The sequence below is a fragment of the Aquicoccus sp. SU-CL01552 genome (genome assembly GCF_040365005.1).
GTDB lineage: Bacteria > Pseudomonadota > Alphaproteobacteria > Rhodobacterales > Rhodobacteraceae > Antarcticimicrobium.
This window is the reverse complement of sequence record NZ_BAABWV010000006.1, coordinates 97,126-113,881: the sequence shown is the minus strand read 5'-3', so window position 1 is coordinate 113,881 and position 16,756 is coordinate 97,126. Positions and strand designations below refer to the sequence as shown.

General features: G+C 66.6%; 19 protein-coding genes. 9 read left to right on the top strand and 10 right to left on the bottom strand.

Annotation, left to right across the window (positions count from 1 at the left end):
* Nucleotides 1-11 precede the first annotated feature (11 nt).
* Both ABWV23_RS08870 and ABWV23_RS08865 read right to left on the bottom strand, forming a co-directional pair.
* Entirely contained in the window at nucleotides 12-209 is a 198-nt protein-coding gene (locus ABWV23_RS08870) for a hypothetical protein (RefSeq protein WP_353347085.1), read from the bottom strand.
* A 109-nt stretch (nucleotides 210-318) separates the two neighbouring features.
* Complete coding sequence (locus ABWV23_RS08865; protein WP_353347084.1) at nucleotides 319-963, bottom strand: pyrimidine 5'-nucleotidase; 645 nt, start codon at nucleotides 961-963, stop codon at nucleotides 319-321.
* A 102-nt stretch (nucleotides 964-1,065) separates the two neighbouring features.
* Between ABWV23_RS08865 and ABWV23_RS08860 the strand changes: the two genes are divergently transcribed.
* Nucleotides 1,066-1,719, top strand: coding sequence for a GntR family transcriptional regulator (locus ABWV23_RS08860; protein WP_353347083.1), 654 nt, complete (start codon nucleotides 1,066-1,068; stop codon nucleotides 1,717-1,719).
* A gap of 29 nt (nucleotides 1,720-1,748) precedes the next feature.
* Here ABWV23_RS08860 and ABWV23_RS08855 read toward each other — a convergent pair whose 3' ends face one another.
* The 3 genes from ABWV23_RS08855 to carA all read right to left on the bottom strand — a co-directional run bounded on the left by ABWV23_RS08855 (nucleotide 1,749) and on the right by carA (nucleotide 4,895).
* Entirely contained in the window at nucleotides 1,749-2,858 is a 1,110-nt protein-coding gene (locus ABWV23_RS08855) for a glycosyltransferase family 2 protein (protein WP_353347082.1), read from the bottom strand.
* Nucleotides 2,746-3,651 (bottom strand): cyclic di-GMP-binding domain-containing protein, MshE-related, encoded by a 906-nt coding sequence (locus tag ABWV23_RS08850; protein WP_353347081.1) that lies wholly within the window; start codon nucleotides 3,649-3,651, stop codon nucleotides 2,746-2,748. The genes ABWV23_RS08855 and ABWV23_RS08850 overlap by 113 nt, the downstream gene beginning before the upstream one ends.
* Before the next feature lie 77 nt (nucleotides 3,652-3,728).
* A complete protein-coding gene (gene carA, locus ABWV23_RS08845; RefSeq protein WP_353347080.1) occupies nucleotides 3,729-4,895 on the bottom strand; it encodes a glutamine-hydrolyzing carbamoyl-phosphate synthase small subunit in 1,167 nt (388 codons plus the stop codon).
* A 182-nt stretch (nucleotides 4,896-5,077) separates the two neighbouring features.
* Between carA and ABWV23_RS08840 the strand changes: the two genes are divergently transcribed.
* The gene (locus tag ABWV23_RS08840; protein WP_353347078.1) at nucleotides 5,078-5,554 is read left to right on the top strand and encodes a GatB/YqeY domain-containing protein; all 477 of its coding nucleotides are present in this window, start codon (nucleotides 5,078-5,080) and stop codon (nucleotides 5,552-5,554) included.
* 260 nt (nucleotides 5,555-5,814) lie between these two features.
* On the opposite strand, the gene ABWV23_RS08835 is transcribed toward ABWV23_RS08840, so the two are convergent.
* From ABWV23_RS08835 to ctaD, 3 genes are all read right to left on the bottom strand, one after another.
* Nucleotides 5,815-6,300: a DUF2244 domain-containing protein gene (locus ABWV23_RS08835; RefSeq protein ID WP_353347216.1), complete on the bottom strand. Its 486-nt coding sequence runs from the start codon at nucleotides 6,298-6,300 to the stop codon at nucleotides 5,815-5,817.
* A gap of 177 nt (nucleotides 6,301-6,477) precedes the next feature.
* Nucleotides 6,478-8,379 carry a choice-of-anchor I family protein gene (locus ABWV23_RS08830; protein WP_353347076.1) on the bottom strand — a complete coding sequence of 634 codons (1,902 nt, stop codon included), beginning with the start codon at nucleotides 8,377-8,379 and terminating at the stop codon, nucleotides 6,478-6,480.
* Nucleotides 8,380-8,564: 185 nt separating this feature from the next.
* Complete coding sequence (gene ctaD, locus ABWV23_RS08825) at nucleotides 8,565-10,238, bottom strand: cytochrome c oxidase subunit I (RefSeq protein ID WP_353347074.1); 1,674 nt, start codon at nucleotides 10,236-10,238, stop codon at nucleotides 8,565-8,567.
* A 250-nt stretch (nucleotides 10,239-10,488) separates the two neighbouring features.
* On the opposite strand from ctaD, the gene ABWV23_RS08820 reads away from it, so the two are divergent.
* Entirely contained in the window at nucleotides 10,489-10,911 is a 423-nt protein-coding gene (locus ABWV23_RS08820; RefSeq protein ID WP_353347072.1) for an HIT family protein, read from the top strand.
* Between the two features lie 76 nt (nucleotides 10,912-10,987).
* Here the strand turns inward: ABWV23_RS08820 and ABWV23_RS08815 are convergent, their stop codons facing one another.
* Entirely contained in the window at nucleotides 10,988-11,449 is a 462-nt protein-coding gene (locus ABWV23_RS08815; RefSeq protein ID WP_353347070.1) for a MerR family transcriptional regulator, read from the bottom strand.
* Nucleotides 11,450-11,520: 71 nt separating this feature from the next.
* Between ABWV23_RS08815 and ABWV23_RS08810 the strand changes: the two genes are divergently transcribed.
* The 5 genes from ABWV23_RS08810 to ABWV23_RS08790 all read left to right on the top strand — a co-directional run bounded on the left by ABWV23_RS08810 (nucleotide 11,521) and on the right by ABWV23_RS08790 (nucleotide 14,651).
* Complete coding sequence (locus tag ABWV23_RS08810) at nucleotides 11,521-12,468, top strand: cation diffusion facilitator family transporter (RefSeq protein ID WP_353347068.1); 948 nt, start codon at nucleotides 11,521-11,523, stop codon at nucleotides 12,466-12,468.
* Between the two features lie 212 nt (nucleotides 12,469-12,680).
* Nucleotides 12,681-12,887, top strand: coding sequence for a cold-shock protein (locus ABWV23_RS08805; RefSeq protein WP_353347066.1), 207 nt, complete (start codon nucleotides 12,681-12,683; stop codon nucleotides 12,885-12,887).
* 112 nt (nucleotides 12,888-12,999) lie between these two features.
* Complete coding sequence (locus ABWV23_RS08800; RefSeq protein ID WP_353347064.1) at nucleotides 13,000-13,284, top strand: DUF982 domain-containing protein; 285 nt, start codon at nucleotides 13,000-13,002, stop codon at nucleotides 13,282-13,284.
* A 64-nt stretch (nucleotides 13,285-13,348) separates the two neighbouring features.
* Nucleotides 13,349-13,582, top strand: coding sequence for a hypothetical protein (locus ABWV23_RS08795; protein WP_353347062.1), 234 nt, complete (start codon nucleotides 13,349-13,351; stop codon nucleotides 13,580-13,582).
* 73 nt (nucleotides 13,583-13,655) lie between these two features.
* Entirely contained in the window at nucleotides 13,656-14,651 is a 996-nt protein-coding gene (locus ABWV23_RS08790; protein WP_353347060.1) for a fatty acid desaturase, read from the top strand.
* Between the two features lie 43 nt (nucleotides 14,652-14,694).
* Here the strand turns inward: ABWV23_RS08790 and lipB are convergent, their stop codons facing one another.
* Entirely contained in the window at nucleotides 14,695-15,408 is a 714-nt protein-coding gene (gene lipB / locus ABWV23_RS08785) for a lipoyl(octanoyl) transferase LipB (RefSeq protein ID WP_353347215.1), read from the bottom strand.
* Nucleotides 15,409-15,493: 85 nt separating this feature from the next.
* Between lipB and ABWV23_RS08780 the strand changes: the two genes are divergently transcribed.
* Nucleotides 15,494-16,756 (top strand): efflux RND transporter periplasmic adaptor subunit, encoded by a 1,263-nt coding sequence (locus ABWV23_RS08780; RefSeq protein WP_353347058.1) that lies wholly within the window; start codon nucleotides 15,494-15,496, stop codon nucleotides 16,754-16,756.

The following is a 16,756-nucleotide window of genomic DNA, read 5'->3' as shown; positions in this document are numbered from 1 at the left end:
CCGGGGCGTGGCTAGCCCCGCGAGACCAGGATCAGCACCGCCCAGACCACCGGCACCAGCGCCAGCGCGGGGAGGTAGAGGCCGGGCACGCCGAACAGCGCCACCGAGGTGGCCCAGAGCGCGAGAAAGAGGACAACGGCGACGAGCAGCCAAGCGGCCGTCTTGTTGCTGGGTTGGTTGGAGCCGTGGTGGTCGGGCGCAGAAGACATGGTCAGCCTTTCGATTGTGGAGTTCCGAACTGCTTAGGTATGAAATGCTGCCGCAAAAGAAACGCGCGAATTGACGCAACGCGGGGAATCGCCGGTTTCGGGCGGAATCTCAGACCAGTTGAGACAGGAAGGCTGTCAGATCGTCGGTGTGATGGTGGATGTGATCCGCCTCGTGCCGGTCGGGGGCCACGTGCACCGTGCGCATCCCCATCTGGTGTGGCGCGGCAAGGTTGCGCGGATCGTCCTCGAACATCGCGGCGCGGGCAGTATTGACCCCGTCGCGGGTGAACACCGCCTCGAAGGCGGCGCGCTCGGGCTTGGGAAGGAACCCGGCGTGTTCGACGCCGTAGACCGCGTCGAACAGCCCGGCCAGCCCGCGCGCCTCGAGCACCCGCTCGGCATAGGGGGCGGACCCGTTGGTATAGACGATGCGCCGCCCCGGCAGGTCGGCGATATGCGCGGCCAGTTCGGTGTCGCGGTCGAGGTGATCGAGCGAGATGTCGTGCACCTCGGTCAGGTAGGGGGCAGGATCGACCCCATGCACCCGCATCAGCCCGGCCAGCGTGGTGCCGTATTGCGCCCAATAGACCTTGCGCAGCCGGTCGGCCTCGGGGCGGGTGACGTTCAGCGCCTCCATCACGAAGCGGGTCATGCGCACCTCGATCTGGTCGAACAGGCGGGCGTGGGGCGGGTATAGCGTGTTGTCCAGGTCAAAGACCCAGTGCGACACGTGGCTGAAGGCGTGTTTGACCATCCCCCCGATGTAGTCCCGGCGCCGGGCTGTGACAATGGCGTGCTTGATCCGGAGGACACCGGGACTGTATGCATCTACCACCGCAAGGAGAGCGATTGCCGCATGAGCCAGCCAAAACCCCCAACCAAAGACGCCTATTCCCTGATCCTGGAGGCGATCGACATCGGCGTCTACCGGCCCGGCGACCGGTTGGTCGAGAGTGAGCTGGCCGAACGGTTCGGCATGTCGCGCACGCCGATCCGCGAGGCGTTGCAGCGGCTGGAGACGCAATCGCTGCTGGAACGGGACGGGCGGTCGCTGATCGTCGCGTCTCTGGATCACAACCAGATGGCCGAGCTTTACGTGGTCCGGCGCGAACTGGAGGGGCTGGCGGCGGGGCTGGCGGCGCGTCATGCCACCGAGGAAGAGATTCGCGTGCTGCGCGAGATGGTCAAGGATGACGATGCGCTGGTCGGCGACCCGGTGGCGCTGGCGCGTGCCAACCGGCGGTTTCACAAGCAGATCCACCTGGCCTCGCACAATCGCTACCTGGTGCAGCAGCTTGACCTGGTGCATCGGACCATGGCGCTGATGGCGACCACCTCGCTGGCTGCCGAGGGACGCGGCGAGATCGCGCAGAACGAACATGCCGGCATCGTCGCGGCGATCGCGGCCCGTGACGAGGCGGCGGCGGACAAGGCGCTGAGGGAGCATATCTCGGTTGCCTTCATGACCCGTCTGAAACAGGACGCCGATGCGCGCGAAAGGGGCCGCTGACCGCCGGCCCGGTCACGCGATGGACCCGGTCACGCGGTGGGGTCGTCGGGCCGGGCCCGGCCGTGGCGGGTCTTGTCCCAGTAGAATGGCTTGAGAAACAGCTCGTACATCGCCTTGTAGATGGCGATGATGCCCAGCAGGTAATAGGCGGCCAGAGTCGGCACCCAACCCAGCAGGAAGCGCCGTTCGGGGCGGGCCACGGCGGCCATGCCGATCCCCATGGACAGCATCTCGGCCGAGACCGACAGGGTGATCCCCGCGCTCAGCACCGAATGGGGCACCAGTGGCCCGATCGGATGCGGCAGACCCAGCGCCAGCATCCAGAACGACCAGATCAACGGTGCCAACAGGAATTGCCCCAAGGTGCCGAGAAAGAAGGCTTGGATCCCCAGGAACCGACCCGCCCCGAGATCGGCCCACAGCCGGCGGGGGCTGCGCATGTGCACCAGGTAGGTGACCATGAACCCCTTGAGCCAGCGCGATCTTTGCCGGACCCAGGGCCAGGGGCGAAAGGTGGCCTCTTCAAAGGTGACGGTGTCGAGCATTTCGGTGCGATATCCGCCACGATAAAGGCGCACGCCCAGGTCGGCATCCTCGGTGACGTTATGGGCATCCCATCCGCCCAGCTCCTCGAGCGCGCGGCGGCGAAAGAAATGCGTCGTGCCGCCCAGCGGCACCACCAGCCCCAGCCGGGCAAGGCCGGGCAGGATCACCCGGAACCAGCCAGCGTATTCGATGGTGAAACAGCGCGCGCGCCAGTTGGTGCGCGGATTGTAGAAATCGAGGATGCCCTGGATGCAGGCGACCTCCGGCGGCACCTCGGCGAAGCGGGCGACGACGCGTTCGATCTGGTCCGGCTGCGGCGCATCCTCGGCGTCCCAGACCCCGATCAACGCGCCACGGCAGAAATCCAGCGCATAGTTCATCGCCCGTGGTTTCGTGGTCAGCCCGGCGTGGGCGGGCACCTCGACGATGCGCATCCAGGCGGGCAGTTCGGCCTGCGCCAGCGCCCGGCGGGTGGTGTCGTCATGCTCTTCCAGCACCAGCAGCACCTCGAGCAGCGCCTTGGGGTAGGTCAAGCGCGACAACCGCTGTACCAGCGCGTCCGCGATCTCTCTCTCGCGATAGAGCGGGACCATGACCGAGACAGTGGGCAGGCGCGGCGGCGGGTGGGCCGACCGCTGCGGCGGTGGCGCGGAAGGGGGATGGGGGGGGCGATGTCGCCGGAAGGCCGCGCCCGAGCAAATGGGCCAGCGCCCCGGTCAGCCGCAACGACATGAACAGGGCCAGAGTGATCATCGCCGCGGCGCTGGCCAGCGACAGGCTGGCCATCGGCGCCAGGGTCAGCAGGATGATCCCGATGGCCGAGGCCAGTGCGATCACGGCCCGGCTTGCGGGTGTCCAGCCACGGCAGCTCAGATGCGCGGGGACCCGGGTGCTCGCGCCCTCGGCCAGTTCGGTCCGACAGGCGCGAGCGAGGGTGTGGCGGATCTGTTCGGGGTCCGCCAGCACCGGCTGCACCGGGCCAAACACGGCGGACAATACACTCCGCAGGCGGGCAAAGCCGGCCGGATCGTCGGTGACGATCCGGGTGCGCCCCTCGGCCCGTTTCCACGGAATCACCCCGTGCACGGCCCAGAACCGGGCCGGCATCTGGGCGATCAGCGTGGCATCGGGGTGGGCGTGGTCCAGGTCGATCAGGGGGAGGTCGGTTTGTCGTGCCAGCGCCGCCAGCACGCTGTGACGGCTGGTCCAGCCCTCGGCCACCAGGATGTCGCCGATGCGCGCGTCGAACCGGGATTGAAGGTGCAGCGCCGCCACGAGGCGCCTGGGCGTGATCGCCCCCATCTCGACAAGGATCCGCCCGAGCGGCCGCGCGACCTGGGTCGCGCCCAGAGACGTAACCGAGCCGCCGCTGCGCAGCTGCTGCATGTCCACACCAAACACAAAACACGTACTGGTTGTGCAGTGTCGGACGTCAGCCTTAACGAGTGGTTAACCAGACCGAATCAGGCCGGTTGCTTGCGCGCGGACATCGCCTCGGCAAAGCGTTCGAACAGGTAGAAGCTGTCCTGCGGGCCGGGGCTGGCCTCGGGGTGGTATTGCACCGACCAGACCGGGCGATCCTGCAGGCGGATGCCGCAGTTGGAGCCGTCGAACAGCGAGCGGTGGGTTTCCACCACGCCCTCGGGCAGGGTCTGGGCGTCGACGGCGAAGCCGTGGTTCATCGAGGTGATCTCGACCTTGCCGGTGTCCAGGTCCTTGACCGGGTGGTTGGCGCCGTGGTGGCCGTGGTTCATCTTGACCGTCTTGGCCCCCAGCGCCAGCGCCAGCATCTGGTGGCCCAGGCAGATGCCGAAGACCGGCAGATCGGTCTGCTCCAGCACCGTGCGGATCATCGGCACCGCGTATTTCCCGGTGGCCGCCGGATCACCCGGCCCGTTGGACAGGAACACGCCGTCGGGCTCATGCGCGAGCACCTCTTCGGCGGTGGCGGTGGCGGGCAGCACGGTGACGTCGCAGCCCGAGCTGGCAAGGCAGCGCAGGATGTTCCGCTTGGCGCCATAGTCCAGTGCCACCACCTTGAATTCAGGTGATTTTTGCGGGCTGTAGCCGTCCGGCCAAGCCCAGCGCATCTCGTCCCAGCGATAGGATTGGGAACAGGTCACCTGCTTGGCCAGGTCGAGCCCCTCGAGCCCGCAGAACCCGCGGGCGGCGGCGACCAGCGCCTCGATGTCGAAGTTGCCCTCGGGGTCATGGGCCAGCGCCACATGCGGCGCGCCCTGCTGCCGGATCGCGCGGGTCAGCCGGCGGGTGTCGATGCCGCCGATGGCAATGCGGCCGCGGCGTTCGAGCCAGCCGGTCAGTTCCTCGGCGCTGCGCCAGTTGGAGGGTTCGGTCGGATCCCATTTCACCACCATGCCGTCCGCCACCGGATCGCCGGTTTCGTCATCGTCGGGATTGACGCCGACATTGCCGATATGGGGGAAGGTGAAGGTGACGATCTGGCCGGCATAGGAAGGGTCGGTCATGATCTCCTGGTAGCCGGTCATCGCGGTGTTGAAACACAGTTCGGCGACGGTCTGGCCGGTGGCGCCGAACCCGGTGCCGTAGAACACCGTGCCATCGGCAAGCGCCAGGCAGGCGGTGGGCTTGGTCTGGGTGGTCTGGGCCATGGCGCGACTCTCCTTGCGGTCAAATTGAAGGATAGGTAAGGGTCGCCGCCTTTGGGGTCAAGTCCGGTCAATTTTTGGGAGTTTATTAAAAATCAATGGGTTAACGGATTTCACCCGGGTTGTCGCAGGCTTTTTCGTCCTATAAAGTCGAGAGTTCGATTCCATGGGGATGGGCGAAACGAATGGATATGCGTACTCGGGTCAACACGGCCCTGAAACAGGCGATGAAGGAAAAGGCGGTCGCGCGATTGTCGACGCTGCGCCTGATCAACGCCGCGATCAAGGACCGGGATATCGCCGCGCGTGGCAGCGGCGAGGATGACGGCGGCGTGAGCGACGCCGAAGTGCTTGCGATCCTTGGGAAAATGACCAAGCAGCGGCAGGAGAGCGCGCGCGCCTACGAAGAGGGCGGGCGGCTGGACCTGGCCGAGCGCGAGCGCCAGGAGATCGCGGTGATCGAGGAATTCCTGCCTCGCCAGCTGAGCGACGACGAGGTCGAGAAGGCGGTGCGCGAGGCGGTATCGGAGACCGGGGCCAGTTCGATCCGCGACATGGGCAAGGTGATGGCGACGCTGAAGGCGCGCTATACCGGGCAGATGGATTTCGGCAAGGCCGGCCCGCAGGTCAAGGACCAGCTCTGCGCCGGCGGCGGTTGCTGAGGACCGCGCGCCGCGTTCACTTGGGTTAACGCGCTGAAAAATATGAGGAAACCCGGTCTCTAGCTGGGCCGTATGGCGCCCGGATCGGGGAAGTTCGGGGCCGTTTTGTACAACTGGCCGCGACGGACTCTGCGCTTTGAGCGCGGATTGGGGGATTTGCCCAGCGTTTCGTACAATTCTTGCAGGATAATGCCGCTTGCCGCGCGCGTTGCGGCAAGACAGGTTAACCGCGGCTCGCTTGGGAAGCGGCCCCGCAGCGATCAGGGCCGCAGCGCGCTGCGCAGCTCGTCGTAGAGCGCCCGGCGCTCGTCCTCGGACAGGAAGGCGCCGATCTCGACCTCGCGCCCGCCGCCGCGCAGGGTGACGTAATAGGGCACCGGGCCGCCTGTGCCGTGCATCTCGGGGATGACCCAGTAGCGGTTGCAGTCCCATTCCTGTACCGCGCCGTCGGGATTGTGGCGGGTCAGATGGGCGTGGTCGTCGGTGAGGGTGAGCACCTCGAGGATGCGGTGATTGTGATAGCTGCGCGACAGCGCCAGCCAGATGCCGCCTACCGCCATCAGGATGAAGGGCAGGATGCCCCAGAGCAGCACCGTGCCCAGCAGCGCCAGCAGCGGAACCATCAGCAGGGCGAAGGTGGCCAGCACAAAGATCGCCAGCCCCCGGGGCGGCAGCGAGTTGTGCGGCCAGAGGTGCAGTTCGCGGGGCTGGCCCGCGTGGTCGGGATCGGTCCAGGAATACGGCATGGTGATGCCTTCAGGATCTATCATGTCACCGGGGGTTGTCGAGACGGGCGGAGCGGAAATATCGGGGCAGCGGCGGCGGCGCCGGCCGGCTGCCGAAAACACGGGCGCGGGGGGCGAGGATGCGGTCATGAAAAAGCCGCGGCCCGGGGGCCGCGGCCAGGGGTTCGGGGTGTCCGGTCAGAACAGGAAGTCGTCGGCGGTCAAATCGGTGTTGCCGCTGGTCAGGGTGAGGTCGATGCTGTCGCCCGCGTCGCCGTATGCGACGGTGAAATTGCCGCCGCCGTTGTCGGTGATCGTCAGGTCCGCGAAGTCCAGCCCGGTGGCGCCGAGGTCGATCTTGTCGCGCTTGTTCAACCCGACGATGGTGTCGTTGCCGTCGCCCAGGTCGAAGACGAAGGTATCGGCGCCGTAGCCGCCCTTCAGGCGGTCGTTGCCGGCGCCCCCCTCGATCACGTCGGCACCGCGCTTGCCCTTGATGATGTCATCGGCGACGGTTCCGGTCAGGTCATCGGCCTCCATGCTGCCCTTGATCTTGCGACCGTAAGCGATGTCGTAGAGCGCGGTGGTCCCCGAAACCTCATAGCTCACGGCGATCCGGGCGGTGCCGTCGAGGCTGTCCTCGGGGGCGATGAAGGTGATGACCTCGGGGCTGGCGTCGCCCTCGACTGTGCTGTCGATATAGTCCACGAAGGCGGCTTTCTTCGGCTTGGAGACGTCATAGACCATGATGCCGCCGTCGCGCTCCAGCCCGATGAAGGCCAGGGTCTTGCCGTCGACCTCGCCCACGGCGATGGCCTCAGGCTCCGGTCCCTTGTTGTCGGAGCGGTTCTCGTCGATTACGTCGGCGTCCCCGGAGGGGAAGTCATCGTTGTTGAAGGCGTTGGGCGCGCGTTCCCTGGCGATGATCTTTTCGAAGTCGTCGCCGGAGTCGAACACCACCTTGCCCTTGGCATTGTAGATGGTGAAGGAGCGCGCGCCGTAGGAATGCAACTGGTCGATATCGCCGTCGCCGTCGGTGTCGCCGTCGATGATCGAGACGTTCAGGCGCGCGAGGTCGGCCAGTTCCGCCGCCGTGTAGGCATCGGGGTCGATCGAGACGCCGGCAACCTCGCCGTCGAGGATGTCGCCGACCCGTGCTGCATCGCCGCCTTCGTCGTAATCGCCACGGTCGTCGCCCTCGTTGGCGGTGAGGAAATAGGTCTTGCCGTTCAACTCGGCGGTGGCGATGGCGTCGGGCATCCGCAGGCCCTCGACCGGGACGCGGTGGATGTCGATGGCGTCGTCCTTGTCCGAGGGGTCGATGCCGAAGCCCTTGGCACCGTGGTCGGAGGTGCCCAGCGGCAGGATCGTGGTGAACGCCATCGAGGCAGGGTCGAACACCGCGACGGCGTTGGCCTCCTGCAGGGTGACGTAGAGGTTTCCGTCCGCGCCCTCGGCGATGTACTCGGGTTCGAAATCGGTCGAGGGCAGCTTGCCGGGGAACAGGCGCACGCCGGTGGCCTCGAGCGCCTCGGCCTGGTCGTCGAAGGCGTCGAAACCCACGGTGGTGACACTCATGTCGGCGAGGTCGATCACCGAGATCGAGCCGGCGGGATCGCCGGCGTCGGTGGGTTCGCCCTCGTTGGCGATGAAGGCCCGGGTGCCGTCCTTGGAGAAGGTCACCATGTCGGGCAGGTTGCCGGTGGTCACCACCGCGGTCGGGGCATCGCCCGCCCCGGCGTCGAGACCGAAGAAGGCAACGCCGCCGTCCTCGCCGTCACGCTCAAAGGCCACCGCGATGCCGAAGGCGGAGGCGGAGACCGAGTTGACGCCGTCATAGCCGTCGATGCCGGTCAGGTCGTGCGACGTGACCAGCGTGCCGGTGGCGATGTCAAAGACGTCGATGCGGTCCTGCGCGCCATTGGTGACATAGAGACGGCCGTCGTGATGCGAGACGACCTCAGAGCCGCCCTCGCCGGCGGTGCTGTCAAAGGCGCCGGTCTTGTCGAAGCCGAAGGTCTTGCGCAGCGTGCTTGTGGCGCTGGTGGCGCTGGTGGCCGTCGAGGCCGCGATCGGGTTGTGAGCTGTGCTGGTGGTCATCCTGTCCCCGCGAAATTGCATCGTCATTCAGTTTCGGACCCGTTGACGGCGAAGGGCCGACCGGGTGCGGGGGTTCGATAGAGGGTCCAGGTCACCGGAATGTGACAGTCGCGCGATTGCGAGGCACGCAACGAAAAAGGCCCCGGCGGGTGCCGGGGCCTTTGATGGTCTGGTGAGCAGGGCGCTTAGTGCGCGTGGCTCTTGTCCCAGTCCTCACGCTTGGGCAGCTGCTCGAACGTGTGTTCGGGCGGCGGCGAGGGCAGGGTCCATTCCAGCGTGTCCGCGTATTCGTTCCAGTAGTTCTTCTCGGTCACGCGGCGACCCTTGAGCAGGGCGTAGATCACGATGCCGAAGAACAGCAGGAACGAGGAGAAGGAGATCAGCGCGCCGGTCGACGAGATCTTGTTCCAGAAGGCAAAGGCCTCCGGGTAGTCGATGTAACGGCGCGGCATGCCCTGACGCCCGAGGAAGTGCTGCGGGAAGAAGGTCAGGTTGACGCCGATGAAGAACAGCCAGAAGTGCAGTTTCGCCAGCGGTTCCGAGTATTGGCGCCCGGTCATCTTGCCGAAGTAGAAGTAGACCCCGGCAAAGATGGTGAAGGCCGCCCCCATCGACATGGTGTAGTGGAAGTGGGCCACGACGTAGTAGGTGTCGTGATAGGCCCGGTCCACGCCGGCCTGCGACAGCACGATGCCGGTGACGCCGCCGATGGTGAACAGGACCAGGAAGCCGAAGGCGAACAGCATCGGCGCCTTGAACTCCACCGAGCCGCCCCACATGGTGGCGATCCACGAGAAGATCTTGACCCCTGTCGGCACCGCGATGACCATGGTGGCCAGCATGAAGTAGGCCTGCTGGTTCAGGCTGAGGCCGACGGTGTACATGTGGTGCGCCCAGACGACGAAGCCCAGCACCCCGATCGCGATCAGCGCCCAGACCATCGGCAGGTAGCCGAAGATCGGCTTGCGCGAGAAGGTCGAGATCACGTGGCTGACCAGGCCGAAGCCGGGCAGGATCACGATGTACACTTCCGGGTGGCCGAAGAACCACAGGATGTGCTGGTACAGGATCGGGTCACCGCCGCCAGCGGGATCGAAGAAGGTAAAGCCGAAGTTGCGGTCCATCAGCAGCATGGTGATGGCGCCGGCCAGCACCGGCAGCGACAGCAGGATCAGCCAGGAGGTGACGAAGATCGACCAGGAGAACAGCGGCACCTTGAACAGGGTCATGCCCGGGGCGCGCATGTTCAGGAAGGTGGTGATCATGTTGATCGCGCCGAGGATCGAGCTGGCGCCCGAAACGTGCACGGCAAAGATCGCCAGGTCCATCGACATGCCGCCCTCGTTCACCGACAGCGGCGGGTAGAGCACCCAGCCGACGCCGGAGCCGAGCTGGTCATTGCCGCCCGGGCTGAGCATCGAGGCGACACCCAGCGAGGTGCCCGCGACGTAGAGCCAGAACGACAGGTTGTTCATCCGCGGGAAGGCCATGTCCGGCGCGCCGATCTGCAGCGGCATGAAATAGTTGCCGAAGCCACCGAACAGCGCGGGAATGACCACGAAGAACATCATCAGCACGCCGTGGTAGGTGATCAGCACGTTCCACAGGTGGCCGTTGGGGGTACATTCCCCGGCGCCAGCGCCGAACAGGCGGAAGCCTTCGAGGCACATGTACTGGACGCCCGGTTCCATAAGTTCCAGGCGCATGAAAACGGTGAAGGTCACGGAGATGAGGCCGACGAGGGCCGAGAAGATCAGGTAGAGAAGCCCGATGTCCTTGTGGTTCGTCGACATGAACCAGCGGGTAAAGAAACCGCGCTGGTCCTCGTGTTCGTGACCATGAATGGCCGCGTCTGCCATTTGGTGCCTCCTGTTGCGTGTGACAGCGTGACGCTCTTGAGAGCGCACGTATTCATGCAGGTTTTAGAATGACGAGTGGGGGGCATCAATGACAGAATTTGATCTAGATCAAGATTAATTGTCGCGCCCCCCGGGGTATTTTGCGGAGCGCGCCGGGCGGGGGAGCGGCGATCCGGCGGCTTGACGGACCGGGCGGGGGCGCCCAGAACAGGCGCGAACAAGGACAACCCGCAGCAGCCGGAGCCGACCGATGACCTATGATCCCGACAACATCTTTGCCAAGATCCTGCGTGGCGAACTGCCGTGCCACAAGCTGTATGAGGACGCGGAGACCTTTGTCTTTCTCGACATCATGCCGCGCGCCGACGGCCATTGCCTGGTGATTCCCAAGACGCCCTGCCGCAACATTCTCGACGCCAGCGAGGCGCAGATGACGGCGGTGATGCGGACCACCCAGAAGATGGCGCGGGCGCTGATGGCCGCCTTCGACGCGCCCGGCGTGACGGTGCAGCAGTTCAACGAGGCCGCCGGCGGGCAGGAGGTGTTCCACCTGCATTTCCACCTGTTGCCGCGCCAGGAGGGTGACCGGCTGCGTCCGCCGGGGCAGATGGCGGACAACGAGGTGCTGGCCGGCCAGGCCGAGAAGATCCGCGCGGCACTGGCGCAGATGTGAGAAAGGGGGGCCGCCCGCCCCCTGTCGCGCCCCTGCCGAGCGCTGTGACGGCGAAAAAAAGATCGGGGCGGCCGCCTTACCGCGTTCCGCGCGGGGCGCCCTGGTCGTTGCCTTGGTCGTTATTCCGGTGATCCCCGGCGCAGGGGCCATGATCGCCGAAGGCATGCAGCACCGCGCAGGGGCCGTCGTGGTGGCCGTCGCAGGCACCGGCGATGCGGTCCAACTCGCGTTCCAGTTTCCCGAGGTTCACGATCCGCGCGCGCAGGCGGTCGCGCTGGCGCTGGGCGATCACGTGGGCGCGGTCGAGCGTTGCCCCCGTTGCCCCCTCGAGCGAGATCAGCGTGGCGATATCCCCGAGCGGCAGACCGAGGTCGCGGGCGTGGCGAATGAAGGCGAGCCGGTCCAGCGCGGCATGGCTGTAGCGGCGCTGGTTCCCGGTGGTGCGGGCGGCGGGTTCCAGCAGGCCCTTGTCCTCGTAGAACCGGATGGTGGGCACCTTGACGCCGGTGCGCCGCGACATTTCGCCGATGGATAGCACGATTATCCCCTTGAAGCTCTAGCGACTGGAGAGATTAGGGTGGCAGGCGACTCAAGACAAGGAGCGCGGGCATGCCGCAGGACCATCCGACCCAGCATCACCACCACCATCACCACGTGAGCGCCGAGACCGGCGACGCGCGGGTGGCCTGGGCGGTGGCGGTGAACATGGTGTTGACGCTGGCGCAGATCGTGGGGGGGATCCTGTCGGGGTCGCTGGCGCTGATCGCCGATGCGCTGCACAATTTCTCGGACGCGATCTCGCTGATCATCGCCTTCGGCGCGCGCCGGATCGCCCGGCGTCCGTCGAACCCGGCGATGAGTTTCGGCTATGGCCGGGCCGAGGTGGTGGCGGCGCTGATCAACTATACCACGCTGGTGGTGCTGGCGCTGTACCTGATCTACGAGGGGATCATGCGCCTGTTGCAGCCCGAGCCGGTCGACGGCTGGCTGGTGGTCTGGATCGCGGTGCTGGCGCTGGCGGTGGACCTGGTGACGGCGGCGCTGACCTATGCGATGAGCAAGGACAGCCTGAACATCCGCGCCGCCTTCCTGCACAACCTGGCCGATGCCATGGGCTCGGTCGCGGTGATCGTGGCGGGTACGCTGGTGATCCTGAAGGGCTGGACCTGGGTCGACCCGGCGGCGACGCTGCTGATCGCGGGCTATATCCTGTGGCATGTGAAGGCCGATATCGGCGAGGTGATCCGGGTGCTGATGCTGGCCAGCCCGCCGTCGCTGGTCGCCGAGGAGGTCGCCGGCGCGATCGAGGCGGTCGACGGGGTGCAGGAGGTGCATCACGTGCATCTCTGGGCGATGCAGGAGCAGGCGGCGGCGCTGGACGGGCACCTGGTGATCGCGGCGGGGGACTGGGCGCGGGCCGACGCGGTCAAGGCGGCGGTAAAGGCGGTGCTGGCCGAGCGGTTCGGCATCGGTCACAGCACGCTGGAGATGGAATGCGCGCGCCATGCCTGCGACGGGGCGGCGCGCTTCGGCGACGGCCAGGCCCGGGTGCCCTGACGTCGTGTCCCGGATGGCGGGGCAGGCGGGGTTCGGGGCGGTTTCGCGATTGTTCGCTTCTGACACTTGTGATCGGGGTCGCGGGACCCCATATTCGGTTGGCAAAGCATCCTCTTTCGACCTTCTGTTCCTGGCGGCCTCAGTTGATCTTACGACGACACTGGGCCGGGTCATCGCATCGCGTGGATGACGACCAAACGGGAGGGATCACGATGGCCAATGGCACCGTGAAATGGTTCAACAGCCAAAAAGGGTTCGGCTTCATCGCACCGGAGCAGGGGACGAAGGACATCTTCGTTCACATCTCGGCGCTGGAGCGTGCGGGGATTCAACACCTCGACGACGGGCAGGCGGTGACCTTTGACATCGAAAGCGGTCGCGACGGTCGCGAATCCGCGATCAACCTGGCGCTGGCGTAAACCGCCGGCGACACCATGTGGCAGGCGCGTCCCGAGGGGACGCCGCCATCTTATTTCCCGGTCCCGCCGATCTGCGGGCCGGCCACTCCGATTATGAACGGACACTCACAACTTGATAGAACTACACTGGGGCCACCCCATTTCTCTTGTCGTTTCACCGCAGGGCGACACCAAACAGATCAGTACGATCGAACAGGCCTTTTTCTGGCTGCGCAAGAAATGGCCGGTGGCCGATGACAAGCGCGACCTGGCGCTGGACCGGATTGATGACGCGATGCATTGCCTCGCAACGGTCGATGCGGCGCGCGGGGCCTTTCTGTCCGCCGCCCGGAGCGCGGGATTCGTGCCGCGTCGCGTGGCGGCTGAACCCGCCGCCGGACCCGCTGCCGTCGCCTGACACCACGGCGCGTGCAGACCGCCGGTGCGAGATCCGGCCCACATCCCGACGAGGAGAGCGAAGGATGGCGAAACCCACCAAGATCACATTGTTCGAGGATCCCAAGCCCAAGGCGGAAACGCTGATGGACAGGACGACGCGCGCGGCGCGGGAGATCCTGGACGATGAATCCGAACGACGCGAGATCAAGACCGCGCGCCTGCGCAAGGCGCGGCTCGAGCGGGAGGCCGGCACGCCGGCGTCCGCGCCGAAGCCGGCGAAAAAGACGTCCCGGGCCAGTCCCGCGGGCGAGACCTGACCCCCTTATGTATCTACAGGCGGCCCCGGACCCGGACGGTCCCGGATGGACGCCCCCCCAAGGAGAGACCCCTTTGCGACCCACTGACTGGACCCGGATCCTCGCCGCCTATCGCGCGCCGATCCTTTCGCGCAGCCTGTTCGAGCTGACCGTGACCCTTGTACCGTTCCTCGCGATCTGGGCGCTGGCCTGGGCGGCGCTGTCGATCAGCGCATGGCTGGCGGTGGCGCTGGCACTGGTGAACGCGGGGTTCCTCGTGCGCCTGTTCATGATCCAGCACGATTGCGGCCATGGTTCGTTCTTCAAGGACCGGCGCTGGAACGATTGGCTTGGCCGGGTGCTGGGGGTGCTGACGCTGACGCCCTATGACGTCTGGCGCAAGAACCATTCGGTTCACCACGCCACCACCGGCAATCTCGACCGGCGCGGCACCGGCGACCTGCCGACGCTGACGGTGCGGGAGTACCGGGAGAAATCGTGGATCGGCCGGGCGCTGTACCGGGTGGTTCGCAACCCGGTGTTCCTGTTCGGGCTGGTTCCGTTCTACATGTTCTTCCTGCAAAACCGGCTGCCGGTCGGGCAGATGCGTTCGGGCTGGCTGTACTGGCGCAGCGCGATGGCGACCAATGCGGCGGTCGCGGCGATCCTGGGCGTGATCCTGTGGCTGGGGGGCTGGCAGGTTCTGGCGTTCGTGTTCCTGCCGACGATGCTGTTGGCGGCGGCCACGGGGGTGTGGTTCTTTTACGTGCAGCACCAGTTCGAAGAGACGGTCTGGGAGCGCGAGGCGGATTGGAACGTGTTGGAGGCCGCCCTGAACGGGAGTTCGCACTATGACCTGCCGGGGGTGCTGCGCTGGATCACCGGGAACATCGGGGTGCACCATGTGCATCACATGGCCAGCCGCATCCCGTTCTACCGGCTGAGCGAGGTGATCCGGGACCATGATACGCTGGCGCAATCCAAGCGCGTGACCCTGTTGGAAAGTTTCCGCTGTGCGCGGTTGCACCTGTGGGACGAGAGCCGCCGCAAGCTGGTCTCGTTCTCGGACGCGGCGCGGCGCGCCGCCTGAGACCTGAGGAATACGGCGGGCCGGGGGACACCTCCGGCCCTTGTCAGTCGGTGTCGCCGAACACCTGCTCGAAGCTGCGCCTCAGGGCGACGTCGAGATCGTCCATCGTCACAGGCAGGCCGAGGTCGACCAGGCTGGTGACGCCGTATTCGGTGATGCCGCAGGGGACGATGCCGGTGAAATGCTCCAGCTCGGGATCGACGTTGATCGAGATGCCGTGGAAGCTGACCCATTTGCGCAGGCGGATGCCGATGGCGGCGATCTTGTCCTCGGCCATGGCGCCGGTAACCGTGCGCGGTTTCTCGGGGCGTTCGACCCAGACGCCGACGCGCCCGTCGCGGATGTGGCCGGTGACGTTGAACTCGGCCAGCGCGGCGATCACCCAGTTTTCCAGCAATTGCACGAAGCGGCGCACGTCGCGGCCGCGCCGGTTGAGATCCAGCATCACGTAGATCACCCGCTGGCCGGGGCCGTGATAGGTGTATTGGCCGCCGCGCTTGCTCTCGAAAACCGGAAAGCGGTCGGGATCGGTCAGATCCTCGCGCCTTGCGCTGGTGCCGGCGGTATAGAGGGGCGGGTGTTCCAGCAGCCAGATGCATTCCTCGGCGGTGCCGGCGGCGATCTCGGCGGCGCGCGCCTCCATGAAGGCCACGGCCTCGGCATAGCCGGTCAGACCGTCGGTGATTTTCCATTCGACCATTCTGCGCCTCGCTTGCCTTGGGGTCGGGGGGTGGTGATACCCTTGGGCGAGGGAAATGTCAGGCCCGAACCTGCAGGTGATACAGATCAACGCGGTCGGTGCGACGGTGCGGCAAAAGGGAATGAGCAACGGGGCGAGGCCGATGGCGACAGGTGAGGCGAAGGACAACACGGTGAAGGCGGCCGAGATCGAGGCGCGGCTGGGGCTTGGGCGGCGCCGGGGGCGGTGGCGCGGATGGCTTTGGGGGCTGGGGCTGGCGGTTGTCGTGGTCGGCGGGGTCACCCTGTGGCGCGCCCTGGGTCCGGGTGAGGATGGGGCGGCCTATCGCACCGCGCCGGCGAGCCTGGCCGACCTGGTGGTGACGGTGACGGCGACGGGCACGGTGGAGCCGACCAACCTGGTCGAAATCTCGTCAGAGCTGTCGGGCACGTTGCGCGGGGTCGCGGTGGATTACAACGACATGGTCAAGGCCGGGCAGGTTCTGGCCACGCTCGACACCACCAAGCTGGAGGCGGAGCTGGCGGTGGCCGAGGCCAATGTGACCGCCGCGCAGGCGCAGTTGGAGCGCGCCCGCGCCACGCTGGTCGAGGCGCGCGACAACTATGACCGGGCCGCCGAACTGGACGCGCGCGGGGTGACCAGCCACCAGAGCCTGATCGCGCAGCGGGCGGCCTTTGACCGCGCCGCCGCCGAGGTGACGGTGGCCGAGGCCAACCTGGAGCTGGCGCGGGCGCAGCGCGGGCTGGTGCAGGCCGACCTGGACAAGGCCTGTATCTGTTCGCCGATCGACGGGGTGGTGCTGGACCGGGCGGCGGACGTCGGCCAGATCGTCGCCTCGGCGCTGACCGCGCCGGTGCTGTTCACGGTGGCTGAGGACCTCACCGAGATGGAGGTGCAGGTGGCGGTGGACGAGGCCGATATCGGCGCGATCTCGGAGGGGGACCGGGTGGTGTTCACGGTCGATGCCTATGACGACCGCAGCTTTCCGGCCGAGATCAAGACCATCCGCTATGCCTCGGAGACGGTCGAGGGGGTGGTCAGCTATACCGCCGTGCTGGCGGTGCGCAACGACGACCTGTCGCTGCGGCCCGGCATGACGGCAACCGCCGATATCATCGTCGCGGAACTGCAGGGTGTGCTGGCGGTGCCCAACGCAGCGCTGCGCTATGCCCCGGTGGTGGAGGTGGAAGAGGACAGCGAAGGCGGTGGCGGGTTGCTGAGCATGATCATGCCGCACCGGCCCGACGCGGGCGCGCGGGCCAGCGGCAAGTCGATCTGGGTGCTGCGCGACGGTGCGCCGGTGGAGGTGCCGGTGGAGCCGGGCCAAAGCGACGGCAGCCTGACCGAGATCCGCAGCGGTGAGCTCAGCGCGGGTGAGCTTGTGATCCTCGGCGAGGGGGGCTGA